The following is a 23587-nucleotide window of genomic DNA, read 5'->3' on the forward strand; positions in this document are numbered from 1 at the left end:
GGGGGCGGGGGTCAAGGCCGGCTGAAACCGCAATGGAAGCGCTTCCACCACCCCGCCTGCCGTGCCGTACTCTGGTGCCACGCATCGACCCCCGGCCCGCCGCCGTCGTGCACCCGCCCCGCCGCAGAACCCCACGAACCGGGAGGAGGACCGCCGATGGTCGGCATCAAGGACGTCGCCCGCATGGCCGGGGTCTCCACCGCCACCGCCTCCCGCGCCCTCACCGGCTCCGGCCCCGTGGCGGCCGCCACGCGCACCCGAGTCCAGGAGGCCGTCGCCACGCTCGGCTACGTGGCGGACTCCGCCGCTTCTTCGCTCGCCTCGGGCCGCACCCGCAACATCGGGCTGGTGACCCCCTCCGTCCACCGGTGGTTCTTCGCCGCCGTGCTCGAGGGCGCCGCGGACGAGCTCGTGCGGCACGGGTACGACCTCACGCTCTACGACGTCGGCCAGGACCCGGAGCGTCGATCCACGGTCATCTCCGACCTGCTGCCCCGACGGCGGCTGGACGCCCTGATCACCCTCTCGTTCCGGCTGAGCATGTTCGAGCTCGCCGGACTCGAACGCCTCGGCCTGCCCGTGATCGCCGTCGGCGGCCGCCTGCCGGCGGGCGAGACCCTGCCGGACTGGTTCACCGCCGTCCAGGTGGACCACGCCCGCGCCGCACGGATGGCCACCGAGCACCTGCTGGAGCTCGGACACCGGGACATCGCCTACGTGGGCCGCGTGGACGAGGACATCGAGTTCCAGGTCAGCACCGAGCGCACCCGCGGGTTCCTGCACGCCCTCGCCGCCACCGGGGTGCGCACGCCGGCCGACTGGATGGTGCCCGCGGACTTCACCATCGGCGGCACCTACCACCAGGCGCGCGCCCTCCTCGCCGACCCGCGGCGCCGGCCGACGGCGGTCATGTGCATCTCGGACGAGATGGCCATGGGCACCTGGATGGCAGCCCACTCCCTGGGGCTGCGCGTGCCCGAGGACGTGTCCGTGATGGGCCTGGACGGCCACCCCGAGGCCGCCCGCCTGGGCATCAGCACCGTGGACCAGAACCCGCTCGAGCAGGGCCGCCGCGCCGTCCGCCTGGCGCTCGGCGCCCTCGACGGCGCCGCCCACCCCCACCGGATCATGCACCACCTGGCCCTGCGGCCGAGAGCGAGCACCGCGCCGCCATAGACCGTCAGCCCCGACCCTCACCCACCCCTCTCCTTCACCTTGGATCGTCGGGCACGTACCTGCCCGTGAAAGGAACCCCACCATGGCCTCCGTGACCTTCCGCTCCGCCAGCCGCCAGTACCCCGGCTCCCCCCGCCCCGCCGTCGACTCCCTCGACCTGGAGATCGCCGACGGCGAGTTCCTCGTGCTCGTGGGCCCCTCCGGCTGCGGCAAGTCCACCTCCCTGCGCATGCTCGCCGGCCTCGAGGAGCTCTCCCGCGGCAGCATCCTGATCGGCGACCGGGACGTCACCGACGTGGACCCCAAGGACCGGGACATCGCGATGGTGTTCCAGAACTACGCCCTGTACCCGCACATGACCGTGGCGGACAACATGGGCTTCGCCCTGAAGATCGCCGGCGTCCCCGCGGACGAGCGGCGCCGCCGCGTCGAGGACGCCGCGAAGCTGCTGGACCTGACCGAGTACCTGGACCGCAAGCCGAAGGCCCTCTCCGGGGGCCAGCGTCAGCGCGTGGCCATGGGCCGGGCGATCGTGCGCGACCCGCAGGTGTTCCTCATGGACGAGCCGCTCTCCAACCTGGACGCAAAGCTGCGCGTGCAGACCCGCGCCCAGATCGCCAACCTGACCCGTCGCCTGGGCACCACCACCGTGTACGTGACCCATGACCAGACCGAGGCCATGACCATGGGCGACCGGGTGGCGGTCCTCAAGGACGGCCGCCTCCAGCAGGTGGACACGCCGCGCAACCTCTACGAGCGCCCGATGAACGTGTTCGTCGCCGGGTTCATCGGCTCCCCCGCCATGAACATCTTCCGCATGCCCGCCACGCACGAGGGCGTGCACTGGGGCGAGACGGTCATCCCCGTGCCGCGGGAGGATCTGGCCGACGCCGGCACGGCGGTGGACCTCGGCGTGCGCCCCGAGAACCTGGTGGTCAGCGACGACGCTGCCGGCCTGCCCGTGGAGGTGGACACCGTGGAGGAGCTCGGCGCGGACGCGTACGTGTACGGTCACGCGACGATCGGCGGCGAGGAGCGGCTCATCACCCTGCGGACGGTGGGCTACACGGCGCCGGAGAAGGGATCCGTGGTGCACGTGGTCCCGGACCCGGAGCGCGTGCACCTGTTCCACGCCGAGACCGGCGAGCGACTCAACCGCTGACGGCGGCGCGACGGCGGCGGGCGGCGCCTGCCCTCAGCCCTGACGCCCGGCCAGCTCCGCGAGCCGGTCGATCGACGCGCGGAGCTGCTCTTCGCCGGTCCGCAGGGCGCGACGGATGCGCTGCGGGTCGGCGAGCCGCGTCCAGTCATAGGTGTGGGTGACGCGGCAGCCGCCGTCGTCGTCGTCCTCGACCTCCCACCGCCACAGCTGGCCGAACGGCTCCCCGCCGACCTCGGAGGGCTTCCAGGCGATGCGGCGGCCCTCCTCGAACTCCACGACGCGGTTCTCGCGGTCCTCACCCTTGGTCAGGGTCATGACGAACACGTCCCCGACGGCGGTCACCCGCCGCCCGGGGGCGGCCTCAGCCAGGTTGTCATTGCTGTCCCACTCGGGCTGGCGGGAGGGGTCCGCGATCAGCTCGAAGACGACGCCGGCCGGCGCGTCGACGTGGCGGGTCGCGGACACGACGCGGTCCTCGGGGGCGGGCAGGGCGGTCTCGTCGATGTGCTCCATGGCGTCAGGGTAGGGGTGCACCGCCGCCGTGGGCCATGCCCTCCGCACGCGGGCGAGGAGCGCTCGCACGACCCCGGCTCCTCACCCCCTACCCTCGTGAGCATGACGTCCCGGCTGCGCCTCCTCCTGACCACCGCGATCGTCCCGGTGTTCTGGGGCTCCACCTACGTGGTGACGCGGCAGTGGCTGCCCGCGGACCTGCCCCTCACCGGCGCTGCGATCCGGGCCCTGCCGGCCGGGCTGATCCTGCTCGCCCTGACCCGGCGCCTCCCCCGCGGGGCGTGGTGGTGGAAGTCCGCACTGATCTCCTTCCTGACCATGGGCGGGTTCTTCGTGCTCGTGTACGTCTCCGGCTCCCGCCTGCCCAGCGGCGTGGCCGCCACGCTCATGGCCTCCGGGCCGCTGGTGATGGTGGTGCTGGGCCGCCTGCTGCTCCGCGAGCGAGCGCCGCTGATGGCGTACGTCGGCGCCCTCGTCGGGATCCTCGGCGTGGCCCTGCTGGCCGGCAGCGCGATCGCCACCCTGGATCCCATGGGCGTGGCGGCCGCGCTGACCGGCGTGCTGACGTCGTCGCTGGGGTACGTGCTGACGAAGCGGTGGAGGCCGCCCGTGGACTCGCTGACGTTCAGCGCGTGGCAGCTGACCCTGGCCGGCGTGATGCTGGCACCGGTGGCGCTGGCCGTGGAGGGCCCGCCACCGCCCCTGGGCCTGCCCGCCGTCCTGGGGTTCGCGTACATGGGCCTGATCGCGACCGGGCTGGCCTACGTGCTGTGGTTCCGGGGCCTCGCGGCGCTGCCCGCCCGGACGGTCGGGATCCTGGGGCTGCTCAACCCCCTGACGGGCGTCCTGCTCGGCGCCGCCGTGGCCGGGGAGATGCTCAGCCCCCTGCAGGCACTCGGGGCGGCGGTCATCCTGCTCGGCGTGGGTCTCGGGCTCATGACGACGCCGCGGGTGCTGCGACGGCGGCCCGCCTGACCGGGCCCGCCGCCGTAGACTCGAGACATCCGCCGTCATCGGCGCGGCCCGCCGGTGACCTGGTCCTTCCGAGGGAGCCCGCGCCGTGACCGACCACCCAGGCACGCCGACCGCCACCGCCCATCCCGTCCCGTGGACGCGGGCCACCGCAGCCGAGGCCCTCGCGCACTTCGGCGTGGACGGCCAGGTGGGGCTGAACTCCGCCGAGGTCCTCCGCCGCCGCGCGGAGCACGGCGCCAACGAGCTCGAGGCCTCGGCCGCCGAGTCGTCCTGGCGCCGATTCCTGAGGCAGTTCGCCGATCCGCTGATCCACCTGCTGGCCGCCGCCGTCGTGATCTCCGTGGTGGCCTGGTTCTTCGAGGGCGCGCACGGCGCCCCCGTGGACGCGATCGTGATCGCCGTGATCATCGTGTTCAACGCGGTCCTGGGCTACGTGCAGGAGGCGCGCGCCGCGGACGCGGTGGCCGCGCTGCAGGGGATGGCGGCGGTGATGGCCACGGTGGTCCGTGACGGCCGCACCGTGCAGGTGCCGGCCGTCGACGTCGTCCCCGGGGACGTGCTCGCGCTCGCCGAGGGCGACTCCGTGGCCGCCGACGCCCGCCTGATCGCCTCCTCCTCCCTGCACATCGCCGAGGCCGCGCTGACGGGCGAGTCCGCCCCGGTCGGCAAGGGCCCGGCCCCGATCCCGGGCGAGGTCAGCCTCGGCGACCGGGCGAACATGGTCCACAAGGGCACGGCTGTGACGCAGGGCGTGGGCACCGCGGTGGTCACCGCCACGGGCATGGAGACCGAGATGGGGCACATCGCGCGGCTGCTCAGCTCCACCGAGAAGAAGGCCACTCCGCTCACGCGGGAGATCGACGCCCTCGGCCGCACGCTGGGGATCGCCGTCATCGGGATCGCGGTGGTGGTGATGGCGGCGATCGCGATGACGAGCGGCATCCACTCCGTGCGCGAGGCGGTGGACGTGCTGATCGTGGGCGTCTCGCTCGCCGTCGCCGCGGTGCCGGAGGGGCTGCCCGCCATCCTCTCCGTGGTCCTCTCCCTCGGCGTGACGGCCATGAGCCGGCGCAACGCGATCGTGAAGAACCTCTCCTCCGTGGAGACGCTGGGCTCCGCCTCCGTGATCTGCTCCGACAAGACCGGCACCCTCACCCGCAACGAGATGACCCTGCAGGCCGTCCGCGCCCCCTCCGGGCAGGCCCGCCTCAGCGGCGTGGGCTACGCGCCGGAGGGCCGCGTGCTCCTGGACGACGGCGTCGACCTGCTCGCCGCCGACGCCGCGCACCCCCTGCGCGAGGAGGGCGTCGCGCTGCTGTGCGGCGGCTCGCTCGCCTCCAATGCCGAGGTGCGCCGGGACGACGACGGCGCCTGGTCCGTGCTGGGCGACCCCACGGAGGCCGCGTTCGTGGTGGCCGAGCGCAAGGCCGGCCTCGAGGAGGCCCGCGCCGCGCGCTTCACCCGGGTGGCCGAGGCGCCGTTCACGTCCGAGCGCAAGATGATGTCGGTCGTCGTGACGGACGGAGAGCGGGACGGCGCCCCCCTGCTCGTCGCGAAGGGCGCGCCGGACGTGCTGCTCCAGCACTGCACCCGCGTGCGCAGGGGTGACGAGGTGCTCGCGCTCGGGGAGCCCGACCGCGCCTCGGCGGCGCGCGACGTGCAGGAGCTCTCCGACCAGGCGCTGCGCACCCTCGCGGTGGCGTACCGCGGCCTCGAGCCCGCCGAGCTCGAGGCCGCCCGGGCGGCGGACGGGACCCTCGACGGCGAGGCCCTGCGCGGCCTCGAGAAGGAGCTCGTGTTCGTGGGCACCGCCGGGATCATCGACCCGGCCCGCGCCGAGGCCGCCGACGCCGTCGCCACCGCCCGCGGCGCCGGGATCCGGGTGGTCATGATCACGGGCGACCACCCGGCCACCGCGCTGCGGATCGCCCAGGAGCTGGGCATCGCCGAGCCCGGCCACCGCGCCCTCTCCGGGCCGGAGCTCGAGGCGATGGACGCCGAGCAGCTGCGCGCCGCCGTGCGGGGCGTGGCCGTCTACGCGCGCGTCTCCCCCGAGCACAAGCTGCGGATCATCGGTGCGCTGCAGGCCGACGGGGCCATCGTCTCCATGACCGGCGACGGCGTGAACGACGCGCCGGCCCTCAAGAAGGCGGACATCGGCGTGGCCATGGGCATCACGGGCACCGAGGTGTCCAAGGAGGCCGCGGACATGATCCTGGCCGACGACGACTTCGCCACGATCGTTGCCGCCGTGCGGCAGGGCCGGGTGATCTTCGAGAACATCAAGAAGTTCCTGCGCTACCTGCTCTCGTCCAACACGGGCGAGGTGCTCACCATGTTCTTCGGCGTGATGCTCGCGGGGTTCCTCGGCCTGACCGGGCACGGGTCCGGCGTGGTGGTGCCGCTGCTGGCCACGCAGATCCTGTGGGTCAACCTCGTGACGGACTCCGCGCCCGCCCTCGCCATGGGGATCGACGCGGAGGGCGACGACGTGATGGCCCGCCCGCCGCGCCGGGCGACCGACCGCGTGATCGACCGCCGCATGTGGGGCGGGATCCTCACGATCGGCGCCGTGATGGCCGCGGTCACCCTCCTGGCCCTGGACAGCCAGCTCCCGGGCGGCCTGCTGGCCGGCTCCGGCACCGTGGTGGACGCCCAGACCTGCGCGTTCACCACGCTCGTGCTCGCGCAGCTCTTCAACGCCCTGAACTCCCGCTCCGAGACCACCTCCGCCTTCCACCGCATGTTCCACAACCGCTGGCTGTGGGCGGCGATCGCCTTCGGCGTGCTCTCCCAGGTGCTCGTGGTGCACGTGCCGTTCCTGCAGACCGCGTTCGGCACCACGGCGCTGGATGCCGGCCAGTGGCTGATGTGCCTCGGCCTGGCCTCCGTGGTGCTGTGGTTCGACGAGCTGCGGAAGCTGGTGCTGCGGGCCCGCGGGGCGTGAGGACGGGGCGGCCCCGACGGGCCGCTGAGGCCGGGCGCAGGCGGCGGCCGTCACATCGTGGGCGGGTCGTCCTCTGCGCACAGCCGCTCCAGCCCCAGGCCGGGCCCGCCCGTGAGGCGCAGCGTGCCGTCGTCGGTGAAGCCGCCGGCCGGCAGCGGCGAGGCGAACCACGCGGGCGGATCCAGGTCCACCATGGCGATCGCCGGGTGGGCGAACGCGAGGTGCGCCCCGGCGGCGATCCCGATGCGCGGCTCCATCATTGCGCCGACCATGCAGGTCAGCCCGGCCTCGGCGGCCAGGTCCGCCACGGCCAGGGCCTCCCCCAGCCCGCCGGTCTTGGCGAGCTTGATGTTGAGCATGTCCGCAGCGCCGGCGTCGATGATCCGGCGCGCGTCGTCGGGGCCCCAGACGGCCTCGTCCGCCATGACCGGGAACGGGCTCTCGGCCCGCACGCGGGCCAGGCCGGCGAGGTCGTCGCGCGCCACGGGCTGCTCGACGAGGTCGATCGGCAGGCCGTCCGCGGCGAACCGGGCGAGCACGCGCACAGCCTCGTCCGGGGTCCAGCCCTGGTTGGCGTCGATCCGCAGGCGCGCGCCGGGCGCGGCCTCGACGACGGCAGCCAGACGCTCCCGGTCCTGCTCGGCGTCCCGGCCGAGCTTGATCTTGAGGATCCCATAGCCGTCCGCCGCCGCCTCGCGGGCGTGGCCCGCCATGACCGCGGGCTCCTCGAGAGAGACGGTCATGTCCGAGGCGATTCCGGCGGCCGGGTCCAGGCGCACGCCGCACGGCGCCCCCAGCAGCTCCACGAGCGGGACGCCGAGGGCGCGCGCAAGGGCGTCGTGCACCGCGACGTCGACGGCGGCCCGCGCGCTCGAGGCGCCCGGGACGACCCCGCGTGCCAGGGCGGCGAGCTCGTCCGGGGTGCCGGACACCCCCTCGAGGGCGGCCCGGATCGGCCCGTTGACGGCCGCGAGGATGGTCTCGGCGCTCTCGCCCGTGACCGCCACGGTCTCGGCCGCGGAGCCCTGCCCGACGACGCCGGCCACCTCCCCCGGACCGCCCGCGAGGGTCACGTCCACGGCCACGTAGGCCACGGCCTCCGTGCGGCGCTGCGCCGTCACGAACGGGCGCAGCAGACGGCTGGCGTGGAGGTGCGCCCGCACCGAGGCGACGGTGACGGGAGAGGTGCGCGCGGCGTCGTCATGCGCCATCAGAGGCCCTGCATGATCTGAGCGCCGAGCAGGCCGACCCAGGTGCCCATGAGCGTGCCGATCAGGGCGAACAGGATGCCGACGGGCACGAGCTGGCGGCTGAAGGTGCCGGCCACAACGGGAGCGGAGGCAATGCCGCCCACGTTGGCCACGGAGGCCACCACGATGGAGAAAAGCTCGGTGCGGGTGAGCTTCGCGTAGACCACCATGATGATCGCGTGGATCAGCAGCGTCACCACGCCGACCCCGAGGTACACCGGGGCCTGCGAGATGCCCGCGAAGTCGGAGCCGGTGGCGATCTGGCCTATCACGATGAACAGCATCAGGGTGCCGAGCTCCGCGGAGCCGGCCGCGCGCGCGAGCGGGGTCTGCGCGAAGATCAGACCGAGCACCGAGACGATGATGATGGTCCACGCGGTGGAGTTGATGAACGTGCCGACGGCGGGCAGGAGGCCGCCGATCCAGATGGCGAGGGTGGCGATGAGGATCGAGCCGAAGCCGAGGCCGGCCAGCGAGGTCACGGAGATCGGGCGCTTCTCCTCCTCGACCGCGGCGATGTGGCCGTCCAGGTAGCTCGCGTCCGCCTTGGTGAAGCGGTTGAACCGGTCCGAGAGCAGGACGGCGGAGAACATCAGCATGAGCCACACGGAGTAGACGACCGTGTCCGTGATGAGTGCGTAGCCGAAGATGTTCTCCGGCGCCTTCACGATGTCCTGCACGGCCACCATGTTGGCGCTGCCGCCCGTCCAGGAGCCCAAGAGCGCGCCGAGTGCCTTGCCCGACTCGGGGTCGAGGGCGCCACGGAAGAGCAGGAACGCCAGGATCATGCCGACCATGATGGACGCGGCGGTCACGAAGAAGGTCAGCAGCAGCTTGGGGCCGAGCGCCATGATCCGGCGCAGGTCGCAGCCGAGCAGCAGCAGGAAGATCATGGCGGGCAGCGCCACGTCCTTGAGCGCCTTGAGGGGCGCGCGGACGTCCTTGGCGTCGCCGAACACCCCGAGCGTGTTGAGCCCGGCGCAGATCAGGTACATGAGCACCATGGCGGGGACGTACTTGAAGAACTTCCAGCCGGTCGTCTTCTCCAGCACGATCAGCAGGCCGGCGAGTCCGAGGACCACGCCGATCATGAGCAGGCCGTCGGTGATCACGGGCCCTCCTTGGGTGGGTGCGAGCGCACAGCGGCGCGGGGGGCAGTCGAGTGTGAGCCACGCGATGACGAGTATGGCTCAGGTCACAGTACCGGAGCCGGGCCCCGCGTCGGCGCGGCGGCGCGGCCCGCATACTGGGGGCCATGCCCGTTCAGCGTCCTGCCGGCTCCCCCGCGCCCCGCACCGTCCACCTCGGCACGTCCGGGGAGCTCGCCCGGATCCTGCCCGACGAGCACGACGACGGCTGGGTCCTCGAGATCGGCGGGGCCGTGCAGTCCCACGTGGACCTCGAACACCCGGGGCGCATCCGGTACGAGTACCTGCGCCGGATGGCGAACGTGCTCGACGCCGCCTTCCCGGCGGGCGAGCCGGTCCGCGTGCTGCACCTGGGCGCCGGCGCGTTGACGCTGCCCCGGTACGTGCAGGCCACCCGGTCCGGCTCGGAGCAGACCGCGGTGGACCTGGACCGGGAGCTCGTGTCCTTCGTGCTCGCCGAGCTGCCCCTGCCGGCGGGCACGGACCTCGTCTCCGTGGTCGCGGACGCGCGGCTGGCCGCCGTCGACCTCGCGATGGACGGGGAGCGGTTCGACGCCGTCGTGCTGGACATCGGCACCGGTGAGGACGGTGCCGAGCACCTGCGCGGGGCCGTGTTCTACGGGGAGCTGCTCGAGCTGCTGACGGCGGGCGGGGTGCTGCTGGTGAACATCGGCGACGACGCCGGCCTGGGCTTCCTGGGCGCCGAGCTGGGCGCCCTCGAGGAGGCTGCCGCCGAGGCCGGGGTGCCCGGCCCGTGGACGCTCGCGGACCAGGGGATGCTGGAGCGCCTGGACTGGGGCAACGTCGTGCTGGCCGCGGGGGCGCCGCTGGGAGAGGCCGGCTGCACGGAGCGCCTCGCCGCGGCGGGGCCGCATCCGGCGGCCGTGCTGGACCCGGCGGAGTCGGCCGCGCTGGCCTCCCGCATCCGTCGCGCCTGAGGGCGGGCGCGGTGCTCAGGGCCGGGGGTCCTCCGCACCGGGGCCCGCCTGCGGCCGGGGCCACGGGTGACCCCGGCGCTCCTCCGCCCCCTCGTTGAAACGACGCAGGAGCCTGCTGAACTCGACGACGTCCTCGGCGGGCCAGGAGGAGACGATCTGCGCCACGTTGTCCGCGCGGGAGCTCAGCTCCGCGGCGAGGCGGGCGCGTCCCTCCTCCGTGGGACGGTGCAGCCGGGCGGAGCCGCCGTCGGGGTCCGCCACCCGCTCGACGAGGCCGGCCTTCATGGCGGCGGCCACCTGCCGGTGGACTGTGGAGACGTCGAGGTCGAAGGCCTCGGCCAGCTCGGCGACGCTCATGGCCCCGCCCGCCTCCAGGCGGGCCAGCAGCACGGTGGCGCTGCGCTCCAGCGCGCTCGACCGGCCGTAGGGGGCCACCCCCTGCGTGGCCACCCGCAGCAGGAGCATGTGCTCGTACATGATCCCGCGGACCGGGTCGGCCCACGCCCCCTCAGATGATTGCATCATGCAAACGATGCTACCTTTTGCACCATGCAAATCGCCGAGCAGGAACGCATCGCCTCCCCCACCTTCGTGCTCGCGTGGGTGGTCTCCTTCCTCCAGTTCGTCGTGTTCTACGCGCTCGTCACCACCATGGCCCTCTACGCCGTGCGCCAGTTCGCGGCGTCCGAGGCCGGTGCGGGGCTCGCGTCGAGCTCCTTCGTCATCGGAGCCACGCTCGCTCGGATCGTCACCGGCCACGTGGTGGACCGGTTCGGCCGCCGTCGGGTCCTGCTGGTCGCGCTCGCCGTCGTCGTGGTCTCGTGCGCGCTGTACCTGCCGGCCTCGTCCCTGCCGGCACTCATCGTCGTGCGCATGCTGCACGGTGCGGCCTACGCGTTCGCCAGCACGGCCGTGATGGCCGCGGCGCAGTCCGCCATCCCGGCCTCCCGACGCGCGGAGGGCACGGGCATCCTGGCCCTGGGCACCACGCTCGCCACCGCGATCGGCCCCGCCCTGGGCCTCTTCCTCGTCGGCTCGGCCGGCTACGGATGGCTGTTCTGGACCACGCTCGGCGTGACCGTGGCCAGCCTGCTCCTCGCTCTCGCCCTGGGCGAGCACCCCGCGGCCGCCCCGGCACCGACCCCGGACCCGGCCCCGGCCGGCGTGGACCACGGCGAGGCCCTCACCCCGGGCGAGGAGGGCGCGAGCGAGGTGCCCGTCGAGCATCCGGCGCCCGCGGTCGGCTTCCGCCTGCGCTCCGTGCTGCACCCGGCGGTGGTGCCGATCGCCGGGTTCATGCTCATCGTGGGCCTGGCCTACTCCGGGGTCATCACCTACCTCGACGCCTACTCCGTGGACCGCGGGCTCACGGCCGGAGCGGGGTTCTTCTTCCTCGCCTACGCGGCCGCCATGCTGCTCATGCGCCTGACCCTCGGCACGGTGCAGGACCGCCGCGGCGACGACGTCGTGGTGTACCCCGCGCTGGTCTGCTTCCTCGCCGCGCTGCTGCTGCTGGCGACTGCCACGCAGGACTGGCAGGTGGTGGTGGCCGGCGCTCTGAGCGGCCTGGGCTACGGCACGCTCATGCCGGCGGCGCAGGCGATCGCCGTCAACGCCGTGCCGGCCCACCAGCTCGGCGCCGGCATCTCCACGCTCATGCTGTTCGCCGACGTCGGCCTGGGCCTGGGGCCGGTCGCCCTCGGCGGGCTCGTGGCCGCGGCCGGCTACGGGGCGATGTACGCCGTGCTCGCGGCGGCACTCGTGGTCGGCTGCGTGTACTACTTCGCGGTGCACGGCCGGAAGCACGGCCGGAACGGGACCGCCGCCGCCCGCTGAGGCGGCTCGACGGCCCGGGCGCCAGGACGGCTCAGTGCTCGCGGTCGGGGCGCAGCGCGGTGCAGACGCACGCCCGATTGCCGTCGGCGTCCTCGATCACCCAGAACGAGGGCGCGGAGGCGTCGCTGAGCAGAGTGGCCCCGGCGTCGAGGGCGGCCTGCAGGCGGGCCTCCGCCTCCTCCGGGGCCACCCACACGTCCAGGTGCCAGCGCTGCTCCACCTCGGGGGCGGGCAGGGCGTGCTCCCCGGTGGAAGCCTCGCCCTCCGGGCCCTGCCACCACATCGACGGCGTCTGCCCGCTCGGGTCGGCGAGGTCGCCGTCCCCCGTGACATCGGCGCCGAACAGCGCCGCGTAGATCCGCGCCTGGGCCGCCCCGCGCGCGGTGTCGAGGGCGAGCTCCAGCTGGGTCAGGCCGGCGACGTCGGCGCGCACGCCCAGCTCCCGGGCGATCCCGCTGATGCGCCGGGCCATGCGGAGGTCGCGGGAGGTGACCCCGCCGACGTCGTGGCTGGCGAGCGTGAGCACCACGTCCGTGTAGGTGAGCGTGAGCTCGGGGTGGTGGTCGGCGTCCTGCGCCGCGGCGCCGATCCGGGCGGCGAGCTCGAGGCCGGTGGCGTAGTCCGCCGGGGTGAAGCGCGCCTTGAGGCGGCCGGCGAGCAGGCGCCAGTCCTCCAGGCCGGCGTCGGCCACCTCAGCGGTGCGCAGGAGGCGGCGGGGGTCCGTGACGGGGGTCTCACTCATGACGTCATCGTGCCACCGGGAGGTGGCCCCGGAGGAGACTGGGGGCACCATGGATCGCGTGAGCACCCTTCCCCCGACCTCCGCACGACGTCGGGCCGCCCTGGCGTGCGCCGCGGCCCTCGTGCTGGTGCTGGGACTCGGCGTCCGCCTCCTGCTCCACGGTGTGTGGACCGGGCCCGCCGGCGACGCCCTCTATGCGGTGCTCGTGTACCTCGTGGTGGCGTTCGTGCTGCCGCGGCAGAGATCCCTCACGGTGGGCGGCGTCGCGTTCGCGGCCTGCGCGGCGATCGAGCTGTTCCAGCTCACGGGCCTGCCCGTGGCGTGGGCGCAGGCCTTCCCACCGGTGCGGCTGGTGCTGGGGACGACGTTCGTGGCGGGCGACCTGCTGCTCTACGCGCTCGGCTGCGCGGCGGCCGCCCTGGCTGACGCGGGGGTGCGGGCGCGTCGGCGGTGAGGCGGGGGTGCGGGCGCGTCGGCGGTGAGGCGGGGGGCGCAGGCGCCTCGCCTGTGCACCCGAGGGTCGACGCGAGGCCGGGGTGAGACGACCCGGGCCGTTCCCCGGGGGGAGGGTGCTCCCTCGAGAATTGCCATGGGCTATCCGATCTAGCCCATGGCATTTCTCAACCGACACCCCCACCCCGGCCCACAGGGTCGCCCACCAGGCGGAGCGTCGCCGCGTAGGCGAGGTGGTCGGACGCACCGACCCGCAGCGTCGCGCAGTCGACCACCTCGACGTCGGGGGTGACGAGCACGTGGTCGATCGGGGTGCGGAGCCAGGCGGGCCGCTCGGCCGTCCACGTCCCCTCCGGGCTCCCGGGGCACTGCGCCGCCGTGTCCACCAGTCGCGTCCGGGCCGCCAGCGGCCCGTGCCGGAGAGTGGCGTTGAGGTCGCCGGCGAGGATCAGTGGCCCGCCGTCCGCCACGGCATCGGCGTCTGCGACGGCCAGCCTCTCCAGGTCGGCGCGCCACGCATCCATCAACCGGGGCACGGGCGGGGCGGTGTGCACCCCGAGGATCGCGGGGAGGACGCCGTGGGGGCCGGGGTCCTCAGACGCCGGGCTGGCAGGGTCGAGGCGGACCGCGCCGAACGTCGTCGGGACCGGGTCCCCGGGGGTGACGGCCCCGAGGCGTGCGTGGACGGCGATCGTCGTCGGCGCGACCCCTGCGGGCCGGCCGGCACTGAATCCGGCCTCGGTCGCCGAGTGGACACCCCCGGCGAAGCCCGTCCCCGCCACGGCCCGGCGGACGCGGTCCGGTGAGGCCTCCGGCAGCACGAGGACGTCCGGGTCGAGGTGGGTCACGAGCCGGTCGACGTCCGCCGCGGTCAGGGTGTCGAGGCTGTTGAACACGGTGACCCGCAGCATCGGACCCGTGTTCCCGACGGCGCCGGCCGGGCCCACGGACCAGGGCGGCCCCACCGGGAACGCGCTCAGGAGGACGCCCAGCAGCATCAGCGTCACGGCCGGTCCGGCGACGACGGCGCTGACCCGCGGGCTCACGCGCCGCGCCCGGGCCGCGGAGAGGAGGAGCGCCGCCAGGCCCAGGACGACGGCGGACGCGCCGAACACCCCCGGGAACGCGAGCGCCTGTGCCACGGGGATCCGCGTGCCCAGCCACTGCCCCGGCGCGCTGCCCGGGGCGAGGACGACGACGCTGGCCGCGAGGAGGACGGCCCAGAGGGCGGCGACGGCGATCCGGCCCAGGAGCGTCATGGGTCAGATCAAGCCGAGCCCGGTCAGCTTCGCGGCGGTGGTGTCCATGGGCCCAGGGTAGGCCGCGCCCCGCCGGTGCGTGCTCGACGCCGCGGACGCTGGGGCCGCGACGGCACGGGCGCACGCCGTGACGGACCCCTCATCTCGCGCTCAGCGGAGCGCGGCGGCCTGGACCGCGGCGCGACCCCCGCCGACCGCCCCGCGCGGACACGCCAGGTGGTGCTGGCCGCACGCCCGCACGGCGCCCCCACGCCCGAGGACTTCCGCCTCGAGACCGTGGACCTCCCCCCGCTCGAGGAGGGTTAGGTGCTCGTGGCCAACGCCGTGATGTCCGTGGACCCGTACATGCGCGGCCGCATGAACGACGTGAAGTCCTACGTGCCCCCGTTCCAGATCGACGCCCCGCTCGAGGCGGCGCCGTCGGCACGGTGATCGATTCCCGGAACGCGGACCTGCCCGTGGGCGCCCCCGTCCTCCACCAGCTCGGCTGGCGCGAGTACAGCGTGCTGGCCGGCCAGGACGCCACCGTCGTGGACACCGACGCCGCCCCCGACTCCGCCTACCTCGGCGTGCTGGGCATGACCGGCCTCACCGCGTACGCGGGCCTCACCGCCGTGGCGCAGATGAAGGAGGGCGACGTCGTCTTCGTCTCCGGGGCGGCCGGCGCCGTCGGCTCCACCGTGGGCCAGCTTGCGAAGGCGCTGGGCGCGTCGCGGGTGATCGGCTCCGCCGGCTCCGCCGAGAAGGTGCGCCGCCTCGAGGAGCTCGGCTTCGACGCCGCGTTCAACTACAGGGACGGCGCCGTGGCCGACCTGCTGGCCGAGGCCGCCCCCGACGGCATCGACGTCTACTTCGACAACGTGGGCGGGGAGCACCTCGAGGCCGCGATCGGCGGCATGAACCGCGGCGGCCGCGCGGCCCTGTGCGGGGCGATCTCGCAGGACAACAGCACGGAGACGCCGCCGGCCCAGCGGGGCCTGCTCAGATCGTCGCGGAGCGGCGGGCGGCGGCGGTCATCGCCGCGAGGCGCTCGCCCACGCGGGCGTCGGCCGGGTCCAGTGCAGGCTTGAGCGCGGCGGCCACCTCCCGCGCCACCTCCCCCAGCGATGCGGCATCCTGCGTCACCCAGGCGCGCAGGCTCAGGTGGGCGCGCATCCACGCGGTGAGCTCGTCCTCGGACTCGGGGGTGAGCGCGAAGCCCTCCCCGGTGGCGCCCGGGCTGGTGGGCTCCACGTCCAGGTCGAGGGTGCCCGCGAGCAGGGCCGCGAGCGCCTGGCGGACGGGTGAGGCGGCGGTGCGGCCGGACTGGAAGGCGACGCGCGCCCGTCGGCACTGCAGGCTCTCGTCGGCGGCGTCCACGGCGAGGACGTCGGTGGCGACGCCCAGGGCAGCGCGGGCCTCGTCGTCCGCCACGACGGCGACGATGCCCGGCACGGCGGGAGCGGCGGTGAGGAACTCGGCGTACCGCATGCCCGGCACGGCGGCGAGCACGGCGAGGGCGTCGGCGGTCTGGGTCGTCTCCGGTGCGGTGGTCGTCATGGAGACAGAGTGAATCGCCGTTCACCGAGCGGGCGATCCCCATCCACGATGTGAGACGTCGTTTCGCATGGTGGTCATGTGTCGGCGTCATGGACGGGGGGGCATGACCCTGCGCCTTCCCGGGGGCGTACCCTCACTGTCATGCAGACGCGCGCGCAGTGGTGGACCGCCTGAGGGCGGCCCCTGTCACGCGCACCTGACACACGAGCCGCCCGCCTGCCGGGCGGCTCTTCGCATGAGCGGCTCCGGCGGGCACCACCCACCAGGAGGACCCCATGACGCACCGCAATCCCGAGGACAACGCCCTGAGAACCGCCGCGGACATCGCCGGCGCCGACACCACCGCCGGTGTGCCGGACGCCGCCGAGCCCCGCACCCTCGCCGAGGCCACGGACCTCGTGCACACCCCGGACCTCGCGCCCTCCGAGGACGGCATGTTCGGCACCTACGGCGGCGCGATCCTGCCGCCCCCGCTGGCCGGCCCCATGCGCGAGGTCGCCGAGGCCTACGCGGAGGCACGCCATGACCCCGCGTTCTACGCCGAGTACGCCCGCCTGCTGCGCGACGTCGTCGGGCGCCCCTCCCCGCTGACCCCGCTCGAGCGCCTCTCCGACGAGCTCGGCGGAGCGCGGATCGTCCTCAAGCGCGAGGATCTGAACCACACCGGCGCGCACAAGATCAACCACACCCTCGGCGAGGTCCTGCTGGCCAAGCGCATGGGCAAGCACAGCGTCATCGCAGAGACCGGCGCGGGCCAGCACGGCGTGGCCCTGGCGACGGCGGCCGCGCTCGTCGGCCTGGACTGCGAGATCCACATGGGCGCGATCGACGTGGCCAAGCAGCACCCGAACGTGGTGCGCATGCGCCTGCTCGGCGCCAAGGTCGTCTCCGTGGAGAAGGAGGGCCGCTCCCTCAAGGAGGCCGTGGACTCCGCGTTCGACGTCTACGCGCAGAACCCGGACAGGTACCTCTTCGCGATCGGCTCCGTGGTGGGCCCGCACCCCTTCCCCACGATGATCCGTGACTTCCAGGCCGTCGTCGGGCGTGAGGCCCGCGCGCAGTTCCAGGCGCGCTTCGGCGCGCTGCCGGACGCCGTCGTCGCGTGCGTGGGCGGCGGGTCCAACGCGATGGGCGCGTTCACCGCGTTCCTCGACGACGCCGACGTGCGGCTGGTGGGCGTGGAGCCCGGAGGCCGCTCCGGGGCCAAGGGCGAGCACGCGATGACGATGGGCAGGGGCGTGGACGGCGTCATCCACGGCATGGCCACGAAGGTGCTCCAGGACGAGGCCGGCGTGCCGGACCCCGTGCACTCGATCGCCTCGGGGCTGGACTACCCGGGCGTGGGCCCGCAGCACGCCCGCTTCGCGCAGCTCGGCCGCGTGGAGTACGTGGCGGAGGACGACGCCGCGGTGCTGGACGCGTTCCAGCGGCTCGCGAAGCTCGAGGGCATCATCCCGGCGCTCGAGTCCTCCCACGCGGTGGCGCGGGCGATCCGCATGGCCGCGGAGATGGGCACCGACCAGCGCATCCTGGTGAACCTCTCCGGCCGCGGGGACAAGGACGTCGACTACGTCGCGGAGAAGCTGGGCATCACGGGCGAGGCGGACGAGACGGTGCGCTGAGCCGACCGTCGTGCCCGCCGCGCCCCGGAAGCTCGGAGACGGCGGCGAGCGCCGTGGGGGCGCCGGCGTCCGGCAGGGAGATCCTCTCGAGCCCCGGCACCTGGCCCGCAAGCCAGTCGAACCAGTGCGCGTGGACGTCCGAGTCGAAGCCGTGCACCAGGACGACGCGGTCGAAGACGCCGCCGCGCGGGAGGACGAAGGGAAGGAGACGTCGGATCCCATGCACCAGACGCTGGGGCAGCTCCCGCAGGCCAGGTCACCCGGGGTCATCCGGCACGCCGCGGGGCCTGTCGCCGCACGGGTGTCCTGTGGTCCGATGGCCCCATGAGCCTCCGCCTCTCGCACACCACCTGGGACGCCCTGGACCCCTATACGATCGCCGAGTTCTGGCGCGAGCTGATGGGCTGGGAGATCACCGAGCCCGATGCCTACGAACCGGGATCGGACGAGTGCTACCTCGTCACGCCGCACGGGTACACGGTCCTCTTCTACCGCGTCCCGGACGCCAAGACGGTCAAGAACCGCGCCCACATGGACCTCGCCGTCGAGGGCGGCTCCACCCGCGACGCCGAGGTCGAGCGCGCCCGGGGCATGGGCGCCGCTATGGTCGACGACCGTCGCGCCGACCTCGGATGGGCCGTCATGGCCGACCCGGAGGGCAACGAGTTCTGCATCCTCGACATCGGCGACTGACCGTCCGCACCGACGGCCCGAACGTGAACGAGTCGTCACGTTCTGTTGGTATCCGCGCGGGATACCAACAAAACGTGACGACTCGTTCCGTGGGGGTGGTTCAGCCGATCACGGCGTGGGCATGCCGCCGGTGACCGCGATGGTCGCGCCCACCACGTAGGAGGACTCGGGCGAGGCCAGGAACACGTAGGCCGGGGCGAGCTCGGTCGGCTGGCCGGCGCGGCCCAGCGGCGTGGACTGGCCGAACTCCGGCAGGTCCTCGGGCTGCTGGCCGCCCGAGGGCTGCAGCGGCGTCCAGATGGGGCCGGGCGCCACGGCGTTCACGCGGATGCCCTTCGGGGCGAGCTGCTGGGCGAGGCCCTTGGTGAAGGTGTTGATCGCGGCCTTCGTGGCCGCGTAGTCCACGAGCTTCTCCGGCGGCATGTAGGAGACCACGGAGGTCGTGTTGATGATCGTGGCGCCCGGCTTCAGGTGCGGCAGGGCGGCCTTGACCAGGCGGAACTGCGCCAGGATGTTGACGTCGAAGGTGGCCTCGAGCTGCTCGTCGGTGATGTCCTCGATCGACTCCTGGGCCACCTGCTTGCCGCCGTTGTTGACCAGGATGTCGAGGCCGTCGAGCTCCTCCACGGCCTTCGCCACGAGGTCCTTCGCGAACTGCTTGTCGCGCAGATCGCCCGGGATCGTCACGGCCTTGCGCCCGTCGGCCTCGATGACCTCCTTGACGTGCTGCGCGTCCTTCTCCTCCTCGGGGAGGTAGGAGATGACGACGTCGGCGCCCTCACGCGCGAAGGCGATCGCGGTGGCCGCGCCGATCCCGGAGTCGCCGCCCGTGATGAGCGCCTTGCGGCCCGTCAGGCGGCCGGTGCCGCGGTAGGACTCCTCGCCGAGGTCGGCCTTGGGCGTCATCTCGGCGTCCAGGCCGGTGCCGGGCAGGGACTGCTCGGGCGGGGTGATGGCCGGGTAGCGCTTGACCGGATCCTGCAGGGTCAGCTGGTCGGTGGTGATGGTGTTCGCGTCGTCGTTCGCCACGATCTGCTCCTTCGTCTCGGGGGACGCGCAGTCCGCACGCCTCGTCCTCCCGACCCTACGGACGGGCGCGGGGGCTGGGCCACGCCTGCGATCCTGGGAGCACCCTGCGAGGCCGCGACGCCCGCCGCCGTCAGGGCCGTGATCGCCAGGAGCAGGACGGTGGTGCTCGCCGCCCCCTCGGCCCGCAGGTCCACGGCGAACTGCCCCGCGGTCTCCAGCAGCCACGTGCCGCCGAGGGCCCAGTACAGGCTGGGGGCGGCGTGGAGGAGGCCGGCCACCATCGCGAGCGTGAAGTAGCCCCTCCCCCGGGTCCGCCGCACGGCGCTCCCCGCCGTCAGCGGTCCCGCAGCGCCGGCGTGCCGTGGACCGGCACCGCCAGCCCGGTCACGAGAGTGGCGGGGTCGACGCCAGGGCCCGGCTCCGTGTCATAGGCCTCCCAGAAGACGTCACCGGGCTCGCCGCCGAGCTCCTGCACCTGCGTGATGAACGCGGGCCACGCCTGCGGCAGGCCCTCGTACGGGCCGGTGTGCTTGGCGGTGGCCAGGCGGCAGGCCGGTAGCGACGACGGCTCCACGCGCACCCCATCCATCTCCACGGGACCGGCCAGCGGCGCGGCCAGGGGGAAGCCGACCTCGAGGTCCACGGTGTCCCCGAGCCCATGGCGGACGTCGGCGTCGTACCTGGAGAAGGCCGGCCCCACGGGCGTGACCTCGCCCCGCGCGATGGCCCCGCCGAGGGCGGTGAAGGCGGAGTCCATGAACGTGTGCATGTCGGCGGTGGGCTGGTCCACGCCGCGCACCACGGCGGTGGGGAAGCCGGGGAAGTCGATGACCTGGACGTCGGAGAGGGTGCTCATGGGCTCAGTCTGCCCCGGGACGGACGATCCGGCACGTGTCGAGCCATGCCGGGCCGGGCCGAGCCGAGCCGAGCCGAGCCGAGGGAGGGAGGGAGGGTACGCGATCTAGAAATGCCATGGGTCAACCGGCTTAGCCCATGGCATTTCCGGACCGACACCTCCCCGCGCCGCCCACAGCTTGGCGTCACCGGCCACCCCGCCCCCGGCTCACGGCTCACGACTCACGACTCACGGCTCACGGCTCACGGCTCACGGCTCCGCACGATCCTGTGGACAACGTCGCCTCCGCGCCTCGCGCAGGGTTCCATGGATCGCATGCGTCTCTCGCCCGTCGCGCGCACCGGTGCCTTCCTCGCGGCCGAACTCGCGACGATCGAGCGCCACGGCAGCGGCGGCGCCGCGTACGCCGAGGCGTTGATGCGGCACGGTCTCCTCCCGGGCGCCCTCGACCCCGACGACGCCCTGACGTTCCCGCAGACCGTGCAGCTCGCCGGCTGGGCCCGGGCCCTGCGCCCGGTCTTCGGCACCACGAGCGCAACCGCCGCGCCGGACCGCGGCGCCGCCGTCGACGCCCTGCTCGAGCGCGCGGGGGTGCGACTACGCCTCGCATCCGGCCCCGACCCGCGGTGGCGATTCACGGTCGAGGGCGATGCGCCCCTGGCTGCCGTGCAGGCGTGCACGGCGGGCGGGCTGGCCCTGTTCGTCCTCGAGGCGGGCGCGGACCGGCTCGGCGAGTGCGCGTCACCGCGCTGCCACGAGCTGTTCGTGGACCTCACGCGCAACGGCAGCCGGCGGCACTGCACGCCCAGCTGCGGCAATCACCAGGCGGTGCGCCGCCGCCGGGACCGGCTGGCGATCGAGGCCCTCTACAGCCCGCCATGCACGAACTCCCCGCCCACGGCCGTGGCCACCACCTCGAGGTCCGCGATCTCCTCGCTCGGCACCTCCCGCGGATCCTCGGAGAGCACCGCGAAGTCCGCGAGCTGACCGGCCACGAGCCGGCCCTTGCGGCCGCCCCAGCCGGTGGCCTCGGCCGAGCCCACCGTGTAGGCGTGCAGGGCCTGCTCCACCGTGATCCTGTCCTCCCGGCCGTACACGCGCCCGGTCTCGGTGCGCCGCAGCACGAAGTCCTGGACCACGTTCAACGGCCGGCCCCCGGCCACGGGACGGTCCGAGCTGCCCGGCAGCACCAGGCCCGCGCGCAGCAGCCGCCCGGCCGGGTAGGACAGCGGCACCCGCGCGGCGCCGATCCGCTCCTCCACCGAGTCGCCGAACGCGCTGATGAAGTTCGGCTGCGTGGCCATCACCACGCCCAGCGCCGCCATCCGCTCGATCTGGTCGTCGCGCACCACTCCGCCGTGCTCCACGCGGTGGGGCATGGCCGGCCGGCCGAAGCGCTCCCGGGCCTCCTCGATCACGTCGAGGGAGAAGTCGAGTGCCGCGTCCCCGATCGCGTGCATGGCCAGGCTCCAGCCCGCCCCCGCCGCGGCCAGGGAGGCCCGCCGCATCTCGCCCGGGTCGCCCTGGAGGTAGCCGCTGCCGTGGGGTCCGTGGCAGTAGTCCTGCGTCATCGCGGCGGTCGCGCCCAGCATGGCGCCGTCGGTGAACACCTTCGTGGGGCCGATCTGCAGCCACTCGTCGCCGACGCCGGTGCGCACGCCGGCGTCGAGCGTCACCTGGGCGCCGTCGTCGGTGTGGCCCTCCACGGGGTGCAGGGCGTCCAGGGTGACCATCGTCTGGAAGCGCGTCTTGAGCAGGCCCTGCGCACGCGCCCGCTGGTAGGCGCCGAACTCGAGGGTGCTGTGGCCGATCCAGCCACCCGCGATCCCGGCGTCCGTCACGGAGGTGATCCCCTCGGCCGCGTACTCCGCGGACGCCCGCTGAAGGCACTCGCCGATGTGCTCGTGCGACTCCGGGTGCAGCAGCCGCTGCACGAGCGACATCGCGGTCTCCTCGAGGAGACCGGTGGGGCGGTCATGCTCGTCCACGTGGATGTGCCCGCCCTCGGGCTGCTGCATGACCTGCTCGGAGATCCCGGCCATGTACAGCACCGCACCGGACACCGTGAACGCGTGCCCGGTGTTGTGGCGGATCAGCACGGGGCGCCCGTTCGCGGCCGCATCGAGGCCGTCGCGGTCCGGCTCGGGCCCGGTGAGGTGGCCCGGGTCGTAGCCCGTGCACGTGACCCACGCGCCGGGGATCAGCTCGTCGGCGCGGGCCCGCACGAGCCGGTAGACCTCCTCGGTGCTCGTCGCATGCTCGAGGTCCACGTCGAGCATGCTCTGCCCGAACCACACGCTGTGCGCGTGGGCGTCGTTGAAGCCGGCCACGACCGTCCGCCCCCGCGCGTCGAGCCGCTCCCGGGCGGTGAGCCCGTCGAGCTCCTCGTCCACCCCGACGACGAGCCCGCGCCACACGCCCAGGCGCCGGGCGTGCGGTCGGGCGGGGTCGCCGGTGCGGATGCGGGCGTTGTCCACGATGAGGTCGAGCTGCATGGGTCCGGGTCTCCTGGGCGGTCGGCGGATCGGGCGGTGGGCGGATCGGGCGGCGGGCGGCGGGCGGATCAGGACGCGACGTTCCGGGCCACCAGCGCCGCCCATGCCCGGACGAGGGCGTGCACGGCCTCCGGCTGGTCCAGGTGCAGGTTGTGCCCGGCCGCGTCGAGGGCCGTGTACGTGGCGCGCGGATAGTGGGCCAGCAGCCCGAACTGGTCGCGGAATCCCACCAGGTGGTCCTCCCGGCCCGTGAGGATCAGCGCGGGCGCCTCGAAGGTCTCGGCGCTCTCCTCCGGCACCTCGGGGAGGACGTATCGTGCGGAGAGGCGCTCCACGGCGTCCTCGTCCACGAGGCGGATGCCGGGCAGCGCGTTCACACGGAACCGCTCCCACGTGTCCGGGGTCAGGCGCGGGGACATCTCGAGGAACGGCGCCGCGTCCTCGGGATCGAGGCCGTCCAGGAACGCGGCGTCGCGCTCGCGCACCACGTGCTCCTCGCGGTCACGCTCGTCCTCGTCCGGATCGACGACGGGCGCCAGCAGCGCCAGCCCCACCACCTGCGCCGCGAACACGGCCGCCGCGTGGCGGGCGAGGAGCCCGCCGAGGGAGTTGCCCAGGAGGGCGAACGGGCGCTCCCCGACCTCCTCGCGCAGCCAGGCGAGGAGCCAGTCGGCCAGCTCCGGGAGGCCGCCGTCGCCGTCGAGGGCGGCGGTGCGGCCGAAGCCGGGCAGGTCGACGTAGATCCGCTCGAACGCGCCGGCCTCGGCCAGGGCGTCGTCGAGGGGCAGCAGGAGGCGGTGGTCCACGCCGTTGCCGTGGACGAGCACCAACGGGGTGCCCGTGCCGCGGCGGACGACGTGCGGATGCTCGGGAGTGCGGGTGGGCGCGGTGCGATCGGTCATGGGGTGAGCGTACGAGGCCGTCGCTGGCGTCCGGTGCGTCCGCGGCCCCAGG

21 protein-coding genes and 2 pseudogenes are annotated in these 23587 nt (G+C 74.0%); 11 read left to right on the plus strand and 12 right to left on the minus strand.

The window, feature by feature from the left end:
• Window positions 1-156: 156 nt before the first annotated feature.
• Both LG274_RS07925 and LG274_RS07930 read left to right on the plus strand, forming a co-directional pair.
• Window positions 157-1176: a LacI family DNA-binding transcriptional regulator gene (locus tag LG274_RS07925; protein ID WP_020624544.1), complete on the plus strand. Its 1020-nt coding sequence runs from the start codon at window positions 157-159 to the stop codon at window positions 1174-1176.
• Between the two features lie 82 nt (window positions 1177-1258).
• On the plus strand, window positions 1259-2338 hold the full coding sequence (locus LG274_RS07930; protein WP_255843581.1) for an ABC transporter ATP-binding protein: 1080 nt from the start codon (window positions 1259-1261) through the stop codon (window positions 2336-2338).
• A gap of 33 nt (window positions 2339-2371) precedes the next feature.
• On the opposite strand, the gene LG274_RS07935 is transcribed toward LG274_RS07930, so the two are convergent.
• Window positions 2372-2851, minus strand: a complete 480-nt coding sequence (locus tag LG274_RS07935) for an SRPBCC family protein (RefSeq protein WP_404463810.1) — start codon at window positions 2849-2851, stop codon at window positions 2372-2374.
• A 102-nt stretch (window positions 2852-2953) separates the two neighbouring features.
• On the opposite strand from LG274_RS07935, the gene LG274_RS07940 reads away from it, so the two are divergent.
• On the plus strand, window positions 2954-3826 hold the full coding sequence (locus LG274_RS07940; protein ID WP_404463812.1) for an EamA family transporter: 873 nt from the start codon (window positions 2954-2956) through the stop codon (window positions 3824-3826).
• Between the two features lie 85 nt (window positions 3827-3911).
• On the plus strand, window positions 3912-6773 hold the full coding sequence (locus LG274_RS07945; RefSeq protein WP_404463814.1) for a cation-translocating P-type ATPase: 2862 nt from the start codon (window positions 3912-3914) through the stop codon (window positions 6771-6773).
• 50 nt (window positions 6774-6823) lie between these two features.
• On the opposite strand, the gene LG274_RS07950 is transcribed toward LG274_RS07945, so the two are convergent.
• Window positions 6824-7984 carry a dipeptide epimerase gene (locus tag LG274_RS07950; RefSeq protein ID WP_343282157.1) on the minus strand — a complete coding sequence of 387 codons (1161 nt, stop codon included), beginning with the start codon at window positions 7982-7984 and terminating at the stop codon, window positions 6824-6826.
• On the minus strand, window positions 7984-9135 hold the full coding sequence (locus tag LG274_RS07955; RefSeq protein WP_343282158.1) for a DUF819 family protein: 1152 nt from the start codon (window positions 9133-9135) through the stop codon (window positions 7984-7986). Before LG274_RS07955 ends, LG274_RS07950 begins: the two co-directional genes overlap by 1 nt.
• 143 nt (window positions 9136-9278) lie before the next feature.
• Between LG274_RS07955 and LG274_RS07960 the strand changes: the two genes are divergently transcribed.
• Window positions 9279-10109 carry a spermidine synthase gene (locus tag LG274_RS07960; protein WP_343282159.1) on the plus strand — a complete coding sequence of 277 codons (831 nt, stop codon included), beginning with the start codon at window positions 9279-9281 and terminating at the stop codon, window positions 10107-10109.
• A gap of 15 nt (window positions 10110-10124) precedes the next feature.
• Here LG274_RS07960 and LG274_RS07965 read toward each other — a convergent pair whose 3' ends face one another.
• The gene (locus tag LG274_RS07965) at window positions 10125-10634 is read right to left on the minus strand and encodes a MarR family winged helix-turn-helix transcriptional regulator (protein WP_343282160.1); all 510 of its coding nucleotides are present in this window, start codon (window positions 10632-10634) and stop codon (window positions 10125-10127) included.
• A gap of 24 nt (window positions 10635-10658) precedes the next feature.
• Here LG274_RS07965 and LG274_RS07970 point away from each other — a divergent pair, with 24 nt between their 5' ends.
• The gene (locus LG274_RS07970; RefSeq protein ID WP_404463817.1) at window positions 10659-11945 is read left to right on the plus strand and encodes an MFS transporter; all 1287 of its coding nucleotides are present in this window, start codon (window positions 10659-10661) and stop codon (window positions 11943-11945) included.
• Window positions 11946-11976: 31 nt separating this feature from the next.
• Here LG274_RS07970 and LG274_RS07975 read toward each other — a convergent pair whose 3' ends face one another.
• Window positions 11977-12687, minus strand: coding sequence for a 4a-hydroxytetrahydrobiopterin dehydratase (locus tag LG274_RS07975; protein WP_404463819.1), 711 nt, complete (start codon window positions 12685-12687; stop codon window positions 11977-11979).
• A 58-nt stretch (window positions 12688-12745) separates the two neighbouring features.
• On the opposite strand from LG274_RS07975, the gene LG274_RS07980 reads away from it, so the two are divergent.
• Complete coding sequence (locus tag LG274_RS07980; RefSeq protein WP_319076404.1) at window positions 12746-13141, plus strand: DUF2809 domain-containing protein; 396 nt, start codon at window positions 12746-12748, stop codon at window positions 13139-13141.
• 166 nt (window positions 13142-13307) lie between these two features.
• On the opposite strand, the gene LG274_RS07985 is transcribed toward LG274_RS07980, so the two are convergent.
• The gene (locus LG274_RS07985; RefSeq protein WP_404463822.1) at window positions 13308-14399 is read right to left on the minus strand and encodes an endonuclease/exonuclease/phosphatase family protein; all 1092 of its coding nucleotides are present in this window, start codon (window positions 14397-14399) and stop codon (window positions 13308-13310) included.
• Between the two features lie 168 nt (window positions 14400-14567).
• Between LG274_RS07985 and LG274_RS07990 the strand changes: the two are divergent.
• Window positions 14568-15379, plus strand: a pseudogene (locus LG274_RS07990) (NADP-dependent oxidoreductase); the annotation flags it as partial.
• Between the two features lies 1 nt (window position 15380).
• On the opposite strand, the gene LG274_RS07995 reads toward LG274_RS07990, so the two are convergent.
• On the minus strand, window positions 15381-15938 hold the full coding sequence (locus tag LG274_RS07995; RefSeq protein WP_298714477.1) for a hypothetical protein: 558 nt from the start codon (window positions 15936-15938) through the stop codon (window positions 15381-15383).
• A gap of 275 nt (window positions 15939-16213) precedes the next feature.
• Here LG274_RS07995 and trpB point away from each other — a divergent pair, with 275 nt between their 5' ends.
• On the plus strand, window positions 16214-17560 hold the full coding sequence (gene trpB, locus LG274_RS08000) for a tryptophan synthase subunit beta (RefSeq protein ID WP_298714480.1): 1347 nt from the start codon (window positions 16214-16216) through the stop codon (window positions 17558-17560).
• Here trpB and LG274_RS08005 read toward each other — a convergent pair.
• The gene (locus LG274_RS08005) at window positions 17529-17786 is read right to left on the minus strand and encodes a hypothetical protein (protein WP_404463825.1); all 258 of its coding nucleotides are present in this window, start codon (window positions 17784-17786) and stop codon (window positions 17529-17531) included. The genes trpB and LG274_RS08005 overlap by 32 nt on opposite strands.
• Window positions 17787-17884: 98 nt before the next feature.
• Here LG274_RS08005 and LG274_RS08010 point away from each other — a divergent pair, with 98 nt between their 5' ends.
• The gene (locus tag LG274_RS08010; RefSeq protein WP_404463827.1) at window positions 17885-18253 is read left to right on the plus strand and encodes a VOC family protein; all 369 of its coding nucleotides are present in this window, start codon (window positions 17885-17887) and stop codon (window positions 18251-18253) included.
• Between the two features lie 108 nt (window positions 18254-18361).
• Here LG274_RS08010 and LG274_RS08015 read toward each other — a convergent pair whose 3' ends face one another.
• Window positions 18362-19282 carry an SDR family oxidoreductase gene (locus tag LG274_RS08015; RefSeq protein WP_404463829.1) on the minus strand — a complete coding sequence of 307 codons (921 nt, stop codon included), beginning with the start codon at window positions 19280-19282 and terminating at the stop codon, window positions 18362-18364.
• Between the two features lie 334 nt (window positions 19283-19616).
• The gene (locus LG274_RS08020; protein WP_404463831.1) at window positions 19617-20138 is read right to left on the minus strand and encodes a GyrI-like domain-containing protein; all 522 of its coding nucleotides are present in this window, start codon (window positions 20136-20138) and stop codon (window positions 19617-19619) included.
• A gap of 417 nt (window positions 20139-20555) precedes the next feature.
• On the opposite strand from LG274_RS08020, the pseudogene LG274_RS08025 reads away from it, so the two are divergent.
• Window positions 20556-20927: pseudogene (locus LG274_RS08025) on the plus strand (CGNR zinc finger domain-containing protein); the annotation flags it as partial.
• A 77-nt stretch (window positions 20928-21004) separates the two neighbouring features.
• Here LG274_RS08025 and LG274_RS08030 read toward each other — a convergent pair.
• Both LG274_RS08030 and LG274_RS08035 read right to left on the minus strand, forming a co-directional pair.
• Window positions 21005-22633 (minus strand): amidohydrolase, encoded by a 1629-nt coding sequence (locus tag LG274_RS08030; RefSeq protein WP_298714488.1) that lies wholly within the window; start codon window positions 22631-22633, stop codon window positions 21005-21007.
• A gap of 68 nt (window positions 22634-22701) precedes the next feature.
• On the minus strand, window positions 22702-23535 hold the full coding sequence (locus tag LG274_RS08035) for an alpha/beta fold hydrolase (RefSeq protein WP_404463833.1): 834 nt from the start codon (window positions 23533-23535) through the stop codon (window positions 22702-22704).
• Window positions 23536-23587: the final 52 nt, after the last annotated feature.

It is taken from the genome of Micrococcus antarcticus, from assembly GCF_044872765.1.
Classification (GTDB): domain Bacteria; phylum Actinomycetota; class Actinomycetes; order Actinomycetales; family Micrococcaceae; genus Micrococcus.